Genomic DNA, 12064 nt, shown 5'->3' with positions numbered 1-12064 from the left:
TGTCTCCGCGTGTGGCTGACCTCGTGCCCTACGACCTGCTGGTCTCCGTCGCGACCCTGGGGAGCATGGGCAGGGCTGCCGTGGCGCACGGCGTCTCCCAGGCCGCGGTCAGCGCCCGGATCAGGAGCCTGGAGTCCGCGCTCGGGCTGACCCTGCTGGAGCGCTCCCCGCGGGGCACCCGGCTCACCCCGGACGGCGCGCTGGTGGTGGAGCGGGCCCGGGCCGCGCTCGACGCCGCGCACGCTCTCGACGAGGGGGTCGCCGCGCTGCGGACGGACCGCGCGGCCCGGCTGCGGGTGGCGGCCAGCGTGACGGTCGCCGAGTACCTCCTGCCACGCTGGCTGGTCGCGCTGCGGGCGGAGCTGCCCGGTACCGCCGTCACCCTGACCTCGCACAACACGTCCGAGGTGGTCGACGACGTCCGCTCCGGGGACGCCGACCTCGGCTTCGTCGAGGGGCCCGAGCTGCCCGCCGACCTCGACGGCCAGGTCGTCGCGCGGGACCGGCTGGTGCTCGTCGTCGCCCCGGACCACCCGTGGGCGGGGCGCCGGGCGGTGGACGCGTCCCGGCTGGGGTCGACCCCGCTGGTGGCCCGGGAACCGGGGTCGGGCACCCGCGACTTCCTGGAGCGCGCGCTGGGTGCCCTGGCCCCGCCGGTGCTGGAGCTGGGATCGACGACGGCGATCAAGAACGCCGTCGCCGGCGGGGCGGGTCCCGCGGTGATCAGCGGCCTCGCCGTCGCGGCCGAGGTCGCGACGGGGACGCTGCGGACGGTGCCGGTGCGCGGGGCGGACCTGCAGCGGCGGCTGCGGGCGGCCTGGCGCCGTGGCCGGGCACCGTCGGGCCCGGCGCTGGTGCTGGTGCGGATCGCGTCACGACGCTGACCCCCGGACATGCGCAACGACGTATACTCGACGATACCCCCGGGGGTATCCAGCCGACCGGGACCGATGCGAGGAGACGATCGCGATGTGTCGACGCGCCACCTGCCGCAACTGCGGCAAGGTCACCTGGCAGGGCTGTGGGCAGCACGTGGACCAGGTCATGGCCGGTGTGCGGCCGGCCGAGCGCTGCCGCTGCACGCCGGCCGAGCGCTCCGGCGGCGGACTGTTCGCGAGGTTGTTCGGCCGGTCCTGAGCGGGACCTCCGGCCCTGGGCGGCCAGATACCCCTGGGGGTATCCATGGAGCATCCGGACCACGATCGGAGACGCGCCATGATCCTCACGCAGTACTACCTGGAATGCCTGTCCCAGGCCTCCTACCTCGTCGGCGACGAGACGACCGGACGTGCCGTCGTCGTGGACCCCCGCCGCGACGTCGGGGAGTACCTCGCCGACGCCGCCGCGCACGGCCTGACGATCGTCGGGGTGATCGACACCCACTTCCACGCCGACTTCCTGGCGGGCCACCTGGAGCTCGCCGAGCGGACCGGGGCGTGGATCGGGTTCGGCGACGAGGCACGCCCGGAGTTCCCCGCCCGCCTCCTCGCCGACGGCGAGCGGATCGAGCTCGGCGACGTCGTGCTCGAGGTGCTGGCGACACCGGGCCACACACCCGAGTCGATCAGCGTCCTGGTGTGGGAGCACGCCGGGGACGCGGTCCCCCACTCCGTCCTCACCGGAGACACCCTGTTCGTCGGCGACGTCGGCCGGCCGGACCTGCTGGCCTCGATCGGCGTGACCGCCGACGAGCTCGGCCGGCGGCTGCACGCCTCGGTGGCCCGCCTCATGGAGCTGCCCGACGCGGTGCGGGTGCTGCCCGGCCACGGCGCGGGGTCGGCCTGCGGGAAGAACCTGTCCACCGAGCGTGCGTCGACCATCGGCGACCAGCGGCGCGACAACCCCGCCTGCCGGCCGACCGACGTCGAGGACTTCCTCGCGATGGTCACCACCGGTCAGCCGGCCGCGCCCGGCTACTTCGTCCACGACGCGATCGCCAACCGTCGCGGGCACGGGCTGTTCGACCCGGCGCGGCCCGCGCGCCCGCTCGCCGTCGCCGAGGTCGACGACCTGGCCGGCCGGGGCGCGGTCCTGCTCGACGCCCGCGACGCGGACGCCTTCGCCGCCGGGCACCTCCCGGGCTCCCTGTCGGTGCCGCTCGACGGCCGTTTCGCCGAGACCGCGGGCACCGTGGTCGACCCGGACCGCGACATCGTGGTGGTCGCTCCGCAGGACCGCGAGGAGGAGGTGGTGACCCGTCTGGCCCGGATCGGGGCCGACCGGGTCCTCGGTTACCTGCGCGGCCCGGACGCCGTGCTCGCGGAGCCGGGGCGTACGCAGCGCTCGGAGCGGGTCGACGCGGCCGCGCTGGCGGAGATGCTCGCGGGACCCGACCGACCGGAGGTGCTCGACGTGCGCAACCGCGGTGAGCTCGCGGCGGGGGCGGTGCCGGGGGCGCGCCGGATCCCGCTCGCCGAGCTGCCCCGCCGGCTCGACGAGGTCGCCCGGGACCGGACGGTCGTCGTGCACTGCGCGGGCGGCTACCGCTCGGGTGTGGCGGCCTCGCTGCTGCGCCGTGCCGGGTTCGCCGACGTCCGTGACCTCGCCGGCGGGTACGCCGCGTGGGCGGCCCTGCCGGAGGAGCGGCGTCGTCGCGCCGACGTCGCCGCGCACCTGCACCACGAGCTGGCGGTGGCCGCGGACTGGCACCCGGACCTGCCCGCCCGACGCTGAGCGGATCCCGCCGGCGCCCGTCGACGCCGGCGGGACGGGCGCGTCAGGCCGCCTTGGGCCGCTGCTCCACGACCTCGGACCGGTAGCTCTCGATGATCTCCATGAACTCGGTGTGCTCCGGCGTGGGCACCCCGCAGAAGTTCAGCGTCGAGGAGATCTCCAGCGCGACCGCGTCGAACTGCTCGTCGGTGATCTTCAGCGTCTCGTGCGCGGTGACCATGTCCATGCCCGGGTAGCACTGCGGACCGCCCGCGGCCTGCACCGACCACGCCGTGACCAGGAACTTGTAGCCGGGGGCGTTGGACGGGTCGCCGTGGTGGGCGTGCACCCCCTCGTTCGCGTTGACCGAGGCGTTCGCGAAGAGCCGGTCGACGAGGATGTCGACCGCCCCGGCGATCGCGTAGATGCCGCCGAGGCGGTCGTACAGGGACTGCTGTTCGGGCATGACGACGCTCCCACTCCGTTGTCGGGACCCGATCACAATCCCGTGCGGTGCGGGTGTCGTCAATAGTGCACAACCGGTTTCCCGGCCGTACGGTCAGTCGTCGACCGCGTGCTGCCCGTGTCCCGGGCCGTAGCCGGTCAGCGACGGGACCTGGACCCGCAGCCCGGACGGCAGGTGCCGGGCCAAGTCGTCACGGGCGTCCGCACCCAGGCTGCGGGCCAGGGTGTCGAGCACCGCGACCGAGGCGTTGGTGGCCCAGGCGACATCGTGCAGCTCCAGGTACTGCTGCACCCGCGACAGGAACACCTCCTCGGTGAACGGCTGGGCCGGCACGGGCACGACCGGGACCGCGGGCTCCGCAGGCGCGCGGTGGTCCGGCACCGGGGCGTCGTCCGCCTCCGGCTCGGCCGGGTTCCCGCCCCAGCGCTCACCCGGGGCCACCTGCTCGCCCTTCATCAGGAACGAGTCGGCGGCCAGCGTCGCGCCGTCGCCGATGTCGGTGGAGTAGTGCACGAACGCCCGCACGCCGACGGTCACGCCGTCGCCGACCCGGATCCGGCCGGACTCGAAGCGGCCGTCCTCCAGCGAGTGGCACTGCAGGACCGACCCGGAGTTGAGCACGACGTCGTCGCCGAGGGAGACCAGGCTCTTCTCCGGCAGGGCGGCGCCGTCGTCGAAGACGCGCCTCCCGGCGCGCAGACCGGCCAGGCGGTTGCGCCACACGAGCAGCGGGGTCCCGGCCAGCACCGGCCGGACGTAGAGCTTCCAGAGCCGTTCGTGGAACCAGAAGTAGCGGTCGTAGATGGACGCGGTGCGCGGCTGCAGGCCGCGGAAGCCGAGCGTCGCGCGCTCCAGCAGCGCCGACCACACCATGAGCAGCAGCGGGCCGAGGAACACGGCCGGGCCGAGGGCCCACAGGCCCCACGCCGGCCAGAGCGCCACCGAGATCCCGAGCGGGACCAGCGCGACCGCGACGCCGAGGGCCCGCAGCAGCACCGTGACGACGAGGGTGGAGGCGTTGTAGCGGTTCTTGGAGCGCAGCCGGCGGGCCAGCTCCTCGTCGGTGGCCGGGTGGTTCGGGTGCGGCCCCGCGCCGGTGCGCGGGATCTCCATCGGCGGCGAGCCGAGCAGGCCCACCCCGGTCCGCACCGGCCCGTCCACCGGGACCATGACCTTGGTCGCGAGCAGCACGTCGTCGCCGATCCGGGCGTCCGGCGGCAGGTGCACGTCGTTGCCGACGAAGTTGTCCCGGCCCAGCCGCACCGGGCGGATCCGGAACGAGTCGTGCGACAGCTCGGTGTTCATCATCCGCAGTCCGTCGGACACCATCGTCCCGGTGCCGACGCGGGCGTGCCGCGGCGACTCCTGGCGGAGCTGGGTGCCGAAGTTCGACCCCGTCTGGCGCAGGTCGTCGAGGTCGTAGCCCAGGCCCTTCAGGTAGCCGGTGATGAACGAGCTGTCGCCGAGCAGCAGCACCAGGAACCGTGCGTTCGACACCCCGGTCACGATCTGCTGCGCGACGTGGCGCACGCCGTAGAGCGGGAAGGTGCGGTCGACCGGCACGAACAGCGCGGCCAGCCGCGGCAGCGTCAGCACGGCGAGCACGCCCACCAGCAGGGCGGCCACGACCAGCGCCACCACCGCGATCGCGCCGACCAGGAAGAACCACCAGTGCGCGCCCATGTCGGCACCGGTCAGGCCGATCAGACCGGCCACCTGCGGGGCGAAGCGGGCGAACAGACCGACGAGCAGCGCGAACACCGCCGTCGCGACGGCCCAGGACAGCCCGGCGAACACCGCCGAGTAGACGACCCGGCGCAGCCGCCCCGCGCCGACGGCGTCGGGCCCGCGGTAGTCCGAGCCGGACGGACCGGCGGGCGAACCGTGCCAGACCTGGCCGGCCGGGACGGTGACGCCGGAGCGCAGCGCCGAGGCGTGGCCCAGCTGCGACCCGTCCTGCATCCAGGTCCGGATGTCGAGCACGGCGGCCTCGCCGACCACGCAGTCGTCGCCGACGCCGACCGGGCCGAACTCCAGCGCACCGGGCACGGCCCGGTAGCCCTGCAGCGACGCCTCCGGGTGCACGATCGTGCGGGCGCCGACCCGGACGAGGTCGGTGGCGACCGGGACGGCCCCGAACAGGGCGCTGCCGCGCCCGATCCGCGCGCCGAGCAGCCGCAGCCAGCCGGTGTACAGCGGGGTGCCGACGGCCAGCGCCATCGGGTTGGTCCGGATCAGCGTGGAGACGACCCAGAACCGCAGGTGGGCGGCGCCCCACAGGGGCACGGTCCGTTCGCGGAAGCGGCCGACGAGCGTCCACTTCGCGAGCACCGGCAGCAGCACGACGGCGACGAGCACCCCCGCGGTCCACAGCGCGGCCCGGCCGGTGAGCGACACCGCGTCGGGCGCGGTGGAGATCCAGCGGTAGCCGAGGACCAGCACCGCGGCGGCGGCGAACCCGGAGGCGAGCAGGAACAGCAGCTGCGCGACCCCGGTCAGCGCATGCGCCACCGGGCGGGCGCGCACCGGCTCGACCGGCTCCGCGGCCACGGCCGGCACGACGTCGCCGAGCGCGGCGGCGAGCCGGCGCACGGTGGGGTGGCGGTAGATGTCGCGTGCGGACACCGACGGCAGGTCGTCGCGACGGCGCACGGCGGCGGCGAACCCGGCCAGCAGCAGCGAGGTGGCGCCGAGCTCGTCGAAGAGGTCGGCCTCGACCGAGATCTCGGCGGGCTCGACCCGCAGCGCGGTGGCGAGCTCGGCGACGAGGCCGCGCTCGACGTCGGTCGCCGGGCCCACGACCGGGCCGGTCGCGGCCACGCGGCTGCCGGTCGGCGCGGGCAGGTTCCTGCGGTCCGCCTTGTCGCTGGTCGTCATCGGGATGAGCTCGAGGTGCTCGAGGTAGGCGGGCACCATGTAGGACGGCAGCCGGTCCTGCAGGCGGGCCCGCAGGTCGGTCGGCGGTTCCGCGCCGCGGACCAGGCTGTAGTAGCCGACGAGCTCCGTCGTTCCGGGTGTCGGCTCGAACGTGTCCACCACGGCCATCGCGACGGCGGGGTGGTCCTGCAGCACGGCCTCGATCTCGGAGAGCTCGATGCGGTAGCCGCGGACCTTGACCTGCAGGTCGATGCGGCCCCGGTACTCGATCTCGCCGTCGGCGTTGATCCGCGTGAGGTCACCGGTGCGGTAGATGAGCCCGGACGGGTTGTTCGGCAGGTCGACCGGGGCCGGGACGAACACCTCGGCGGTCTTCTCGTCGCGGTTGAGGTAGCCGTCGGCCAGCCCCACCCCGGCGACGGCCAGCTCCCCGGTCTCGCCGAACGGCAGCACCCGGGTCGGGTCGGTGGTGTCCAGGACGAGGGCGGCGTAGGTCGGCAGCGGCCGCCCGATCGTCACCGGGCGGTCCGGGTGGACCTGCGCCATCGTCGCGGTGACGGTGGCCTCGGTGGGGCCGTAGACGTTGAGGAAGCGGCGCTGCGGGGTCCACCAGCGACGGATGAGGTCCTGCGGGCAGGCCTCGCCGGACACGAGCAGGAAGCGGAGGTCGTCGAGGTCCGCCTCGACGGTGGCGAGCAGCGTCGGCACCACGCACATCGCGGTGACGCGGCGCTCGACCAGGAAGTCGTGCAGGTCCTCGCCGACCAGCGACACCCCGGCCGGCTTGGGGACGAGGGTGGCGCCGGTCAGGAACGAGGTCCAGATCTCCTCGACGGAGAAGTCGAAGGCCAGGGTCAGGCCCTGGTACATGCGGTCGTCGGCGCGGACGCCGTACTCGTCGGCGGCGACCCGCACGAAGTTGCAGATCGCCGGGTGCCCGATCACGACGCCCTTGGGTCGGCCGGTGGAGCCGGAGGTGTAGATCAGGTAGGCGGGGTGCTCGCGGCCCGGTGTGCGACGGCTGTCCGGTCCGAGCCGCTCGTCGGAACAGGCGGCGATGTCGGCGGCCGCCGCACCGGTGACCGAGAGGATCTCGACGTCGCCCCGCACGGGGTCGCCGACCTTCGCCAGCGCGCTGTCGGTGACCAGCAGCAGACCGGCCGCGGAGTCGGAGAGGATGAACGCCACGCGGTCCGCGGGGAAGCCCGCGTCCATCGGGACGAAGGTGGCCCCGGTCTTGAGCACCGCGAGCATGGCGGTGTAGCTCTCCACCGGGTCGTCGAGCAGCAGCCCGACGACGTCGCCGGGCCCGGTGCCGCGCCCGCGCAGGTGCCGGGCGAGACGGTTGGTGCGGCCGTCGAGCTCGCGGTAGGTCAGCGTGGCGTCGCCGGTGTCGACGGCGACGGCGTCCGGGTGGTGGTCGACGGCCTCCTCGAACACCTCGGCGAGCTGCTCGCCGGGCCGGGCCCGGGAGGCCTCCAGGGTCGCCCCGGGGACCAGCACGCGGTCGTCGAGCGGCACGGCGCCGCGGCGGGGGCGGGGGCTCGGCACCGGACGGCGGGTCGGCGAGGGGCGGTACGGCAGGTCCCGGCGGATCACCTGGGGCTGTCCCGGCTGCGTGGCGCGGTCGTCGCCGCCGTCGACCCCACCGGTGAGGGCCGACCGGTTGGACACGTCGGACATGACTCCGGCCTACCCCTTCCCGAGGGGACGAAAAGTGCAGGTCGGGCGTGGCGATCATCACTCGCAAACCAGTGAACCCCGGTGGGGTGGAGTGCGTAGCCAGACGAGGGGTCCGCCGTCGTCAGGGCGGCGACGACGACCCGTGGACCGTCCGGAACAGCGTGTCGACGAGATCGATCCCGAGGTCGTGATGATGGTCCGCCGGGAGATCGACACCGTGGTCGTGGAACCACGAGGGCGGGGCCTCCGGGTGCGGGCCGACGACACCGACCGCCCCGTCACCGCACCGGGTGACGCAGGCGGCCACCGTGCCGTCGGCGTATGTGGCGAGGATCTCGGTCTCGGCGAGCGCCCGGCGCGTCGGCCGGATCACGCCCCCGTCCTGGAAGTACATCCGCCGTTCGGCTCCGCGCCACCGGACCGTGACCAGTGCCGGGTCCGGGGTGGACGGATCGGCCCCCGGACGGGACCAGTACTCGTCGACGGCGAGGCCGACGAGGTTGAGGAAGCCGCGCTCCACCAGGAACGCGCCCATGCAGACGCCCAGGTAGCACCCGCCCCCGTGGACGAACCGGCGGATCACGCCCTTGTCCGCGCGCAGCCGCCGGAACGCGGCCTCGTCGTCGCCGGAGGCACCGGGGTGGGCGAACAGCACCGTGTCCGGGTCGGACAGTGCCTCTCGCAGCGGACGGTCGCCCGCCGGGCCCGCGGTCCGGACGTCGAACCCGTGCCCGCTGCGGCGCAGCAGGTCGGCGACGGCCTCGGTGTCGTCGGTGTGGTCGCCGGCCGACGGCCGGGTCCAGGCGTCGGCGAGCACGACGGCGACCGGCCGGCTCATCCGGAGCGCTCCGGTACGGCCGGGGCGTCCACCAGGTGCGCGAGCAGGTCCCGGACGCCGCCGGGCACGGCCACCTCCACCGGCCGCCACGACGACGGCACCCGCCCCACCGGCAGGAAGGTGTCCGGCCCGCGCCGCCCCTGCGCGAACAGCGCGGCGCCGGAGTTGATCCGGGTCACGAGCACCCGGTCGCCGTGCGCGGCCAGCAGCGACGCGGTGTCGACGGTGAGGACGACGTGCTCGGTGTCGGCGTAGCGGGGCAGCGCGTGCAGCCGGCGCAGGCGGGCGGGGTCCGCCCACAGGAACGCGCAGCCGTTGATCCGGCGCAGGTAGTCGGCCACACCGAACCCGGACGCCGGGTCGAGCATCCGTCCCAGGGTTGCCGGGTTGAGCGGACGCTGGTCACGCAGCCAGGCGGTGCCGTGCTCGGGATGGTGCAGCCGCACCGCCCGCGGGCGACGGGTGGTCAGCAGCCGTTCCCGCTCGTCGCCGGTCACCCCGAACAGGTCGAGCAGACCCGCGACCGGCAGCAGCCCGTGTGCGGCGATCCCGGGCCACGACGCGGCGGGCGTGGTGTGGAACAGGCGCGGCGCGCGCCGGACGAGATCGTCGGGGTGCAGGCTCAGGCCCCCAGGGCCGTGTCGAGATCCGGGTACCAGGTGATGACCTGGTCCAGCCCGGTCATCCGCACCGGCCGGATCACCGCACGGTTGCCCGGGCCGGTGACCCCGTCGAGACGGACCCCGGCCTCACCGGCCGCCCGGGAGGACCGGACCACCGCGGTCAGGCCGTGCGACCCGAGGAACCCGACGCCGGACAGGTCCAGCAGGGCCCGTGCCGGTCGCGTCTGGTGGAGCATCTCCGACATCCGGGCCCGGATCGCCTCGGCCTCGGCGAGGTCGACGTCACCGATCACCTCGAGGACGGTCACACCGGGCGCCGGGGTGTGCTCGCGCAGGCTCACCCGGGAGTGCGGCTCCGGCCAGCTGCCCGTGTGGCCGAGCCGCCGGCGACCGGGCTCGGCCGACGTCACGACGGCCACCCGGCTTCGGGCACGCCTCGCCCGCGACCCCGCCCGCCGGATGGTGCGGGGCCGGATGTCCGGGGACGTACGGCCGAGTTTCCGATGGGTTCACCGTACCGGGCCCCGGGCCGTTGTCCACCGGTCGACCTGCGGGATCCTGCCCGGGGAGAGAGTCTTCACCGGGTGACCACCTCCACATCACCGCGACCCCCGGACCCGGCCGACGACGGAGCCGTGACCGTCGTGCGGCGCGCCCGCGTCCCCGGCCACGACGGCGCCGTCGACATCGTGATGTCCGGTGGCAGGATCCGGTCGGTGGGTGTCCCGGCGCCCGCCGGGACACCCGGTACCGACGCGGGGGACCGGCTGGTCGTCGGCGGCCTCGTCGACGCGCACCTGCACCTGGACAAGGCGCTCACCGCGGACCGCTGCTCGTGGTCCGGCGGCACCGTCGACGACGCGATGGCCGAGACCGCGGCGATGAAGGCGGACTTCACCGTCGACGACGTCGCCGCCCGCGCCGGGGCCGTCCTGGCGTCCTGCGTCGCGCACGGCACCACCCGGGTGCGGACCCACGTCGAGCTCGACCCGACCGTCGGGCGCCGCGGGCTGGAGGGTGTGCTGGCGGCCGCGGCGGACTGGGCCTGGGCCGTCGACGTCGAGGTCTGCGTCTTCGCCCAGGACGGCCTGACCGGCTCGCCGGAGACGGCCCGGCTGCTCGACGAGGCGCTCGGCGGGGCCCGGGCGGCGGGCCGGCGCGCGGTCGTGGGCGGCGCCCCCTACGCCGACGACGACCCCGCGGGCCAGCTGGACCGCGTGTTCGGGCTGGCGGCGGACCACGACGCCGACGTCGACCTGCACCTGGACCTGTTCGACGGCACCGCCGAGGGCGCGCTGATCGGCACGTTGTGCGACCTGACCGAACGGGCGGGCCTCGGCGGCCGGGTCACCGCGGGCCACGGCACGGCGTGGTCGTTCCTGGAGCCGGAGCGGCGCGCCGCGGTGCTGGACCGGTGCGCCGGGACCGGGGTCGGCGTGGTCGCCCTGCCGTCGACGGACCTGTTCCTCACCGGCCGGGAGACCGGCGCCGGGGCGCCGCGCGGGGTCGTCGTGCTGGACCGGCTCGTCGAGCGCGACGCCCCGGCGGCGGTGGCCACGAACAACGTCCGCAACGCCTTCACCCCCTACGGCGACGGCTCCCTGGTCCGGATGGCGAACCTCTACGCCAACCTGACCCACCAGGCGTCGCCGGAGCAGCTGGCGGCCTGCCTGGACCTGGTCGGCCCGCGCGCCGCCCGGGTGCTCGGCACCCCGGCCGCCGCCACCGGGGTCGTCGCGGGGGCCCCGGCCGACCTGGTCTGCCTCGACGCGCCCGACCCGGGCACGGCGGTCGCGGCCGTCGCACCGGTCCGCTGGGTGCTGAAGGGCGGTCGCCGGACCGTCACCGGCGCGGCCGTGGAGCTGCACCCACCGGTGTGACCCGGCTCATCGGTGCAGGCCGTCGCGCGGCGGGAACGCTGCCCGACATGAGCACACGTGAGGGCAGGGCCGTGCGGTACGACCGCTACGGCGGCGTCGACGAGCTGTACGTGGCCGGTGTCGGGTTCGACGACCCCGGTCCGGGCCGTGTCCTGGTCGAGGTGCACGCGGCCGGGATCAACCCGGGCGAGACCGCGCTGCGCGAAGGCGTGTTCGCCGGGTCCTGGCCCAGCACGTTCCCCAGCGGGCAGGGCAGCGACTGGGCCGGGGTCGTCGCGGCGGTCGGGGAGGGCGTCACCGACGTCGAGCCCGGCGACGACGTCTTCGGCTGGACCGACGACCGCGCCTCCCAGGCCACCCACGTCGACGTGCCCGCCGAGCAGGTCCTGCGCCGCCCGGCCGGTCTCGACGTCGTGACGGCCGGGGTGCTCTACATCGCCGGGACGGCCGCGGCCGCGTCGGTCGCGTCGGTGGACCCGCAGCCGGGGGAGACGGTCGTCGTCCCCGGTGCCGCGGGCGGGGTGGGGCAGATCGCGGTGCAGCTGCTGACGCTGCGCGACGTGGAGGTCGTCGGGATCGCCTCCGAGCGCAACCACGACCGGCTGCGCGAGCTGGCCGTGACCCCGGTCGCCTACGGGTCCTCGCCCGAGGAGACGCTGGCGAACCTGCGCGCCGCGACGCCGGACCGGGTGCACGCCGTGGTCGACCTCGTCGGTGGCGGCTACGTGGCGCTCGCCCGCGAGCTCGGTGTCCCCCCGGAGCGGATCAACACGATCATCGACTTCGAGGGCGCGCAGGCCCACGGCGCCGCCACCCGGGGCACCGCCGACTCCGCGGGCCGCGACGACCTCGCCGCGCTCGGCGCGCTCGTCGCCGACGGGGCCCTGCAGGTCCCGATCGCGGCCGGGTACCCGCTCGACGGGGTCCGCGAGGCCTACACCGAGCTGGAGAAGCGGCACACCGCGGGGAAGATCGTCCTGCTGCCGCAGGAGTGATCCGACGCCTGCCGGGAACCCCGCCGGGGCACCCCCGAGGAGAGGACACC

Annotated in this window: 10 protein-coding genes; 5 read left to right on the top strand and 5 right to left on the bottom strand. The window is 75.2% G+C overall.

All coding sequences use genetic code 11. The features are described from left to right. Positions 1 to 11 precede the first annotated feature (11 nt). The 3 genes from ND486_RS05890 (at position 12) to ND486_RS05880 (ending at position 2673) form a co-directional block, all read left to right on the top strand. Entirely contained in the window at positions 12 to 884 is an 873-nt protein-coding gene (locus tag ND486_RS05890; protein ID WP_251783166.1) for a LysR family transcriptional regulator, read from the top strand. Positions 885 to 969: 85 nt separating this feature from the next. Continuing rightward, entirely contained in the window at positions 970 to 1137 is a 168-nt protein-coding gene (locus ND486_RS05885) for a hypothetical protein (RefSeq protein WP_251783165.1), read from the top strand. 78 nt (positions 1138 to 1215) lie between these two features. Further along, entirely contained in the window at positions 1216 to 2673 is a 1458-nt protein-coding gene (locus ND486_RS05880) for a rhodanese-like domain-containing protein (protein ID WP_251783164.1), read from the top strand. Positions 2674 to 2716: 43 nt separating this feature from the next. Here ND486_RS05880 and ND486_RS05875 read toward each other — a convergent pair whose 3' ends face one another. The 5 genes from ND486_RS05875 to ND486_RS05855 form a co-directional block, all read right to left on the bottom strand. After that, entirely contained in the window at positions 2717 to 3118 is a 402-nt protein-coding gene (locus ND486_RS05875; protein WP_251783163.1) for a group 1 truncated hemoglobin, read from the bottom strand. A 93-nt stretch (positions 3119 to 3211) separates the two neighbouring features. Further along, the gene (locus ND486_RS05870; RefSeq protein ID WP_251783162.1) at positions 3212 to 7678 is read right to left on the bottom strand and encodes a Pls/PosA family non-ribosomal peptide synthetase; all 4467 of its coding nucleotides are present in this window, start codon (positions 7676 to 7678) and stop codon (positions 3212 to 3214) included. A gap of 121 nt (positions 7679 to 7799) precedes the next feature. Next, positions 7800 to 8516 carry a hypothetical protein gene (locus tag ND486_RS05865; protein ID WP_251783161.1) on the bottom strand — a complete coding sequence of 239 codons (717 nt, stop codon included), beginning with the start codon at positions 8514 to 8516 and terminating at the stop codon, positions 7800 to 7802. Further along, on the bottom strand, positions 8513 to 9100 hold the full coding sequence (locus ND486_RS05860) for a hypothetical protein (RefSeq protein ID WP_374231388.1): 588 nt from the start codon (positions 9098 to 9100) through the stop codon (positions 8513 to 8515). The genes ND486_RS05865 and ND486_RS05860 overlap by 4 nt, the downstream gene beginning before the upstream one ends. Positions 9101 to 9138: 38 nt before the next feature. Continuing rightward, the gene (locus ND486_RS05855; RefSeq protein WP_083658628.1) at positions 9139 to 9549 is read right to left on the bottom strand and encodes an STAS domain-containing protein; all 411 of its coding nucleotides are present in this window, start codon (positions 9547 to 9549) and stop codon (positions 9139 to 9141) included. 225 nt (positions 9550 to 9774) lie between these two features. Between ND486_RS05855 and ND486_RS05850 the strand changes: the two genes are divergently transcribed. Both ND486_RS05850 and ND486_RS05845 read left to right on the top strand, forming a co-directional pair. Further along, positions 9775 to 11019, top strand: a complete 1245-nt coding sequence (locus tag ND486_RS05850) for an amidohydrolase family protein (protein WP_251783159.1) — start codon at positions 9775 to 9777, stop codon at positions 11017 to 11019. 47 nt (positions 11020 to 11066) lie between these two features. After that, positions 11067 to 12014 (top strand): NADP-dependent oxidoreductase, encoded by a 948-nt coding sequence (locus ND486_RS05845; protein WP_251783158.1) that lies wholly within the window; start codon positions 11067 to 11069, stop codon positions 12012 to 12014. The last annotated feature ends 50 nt before the right edge of the window (positions 12015 to 12064 follow it).

Origin of the sequence: Pseudonocardia sp. DR1-2, from assembly GCF_023717215.1 — a bacterium.
GTDB lineage: Bacteria > Actinomycetota > Actinomycetes > Mycobacteriales > Pseudonocardiaceae > Pseudonocardia > Pseudonocardia alni.
This window is presented reverse-complemented; position numbering and strand designations above follow the sequence as displayed.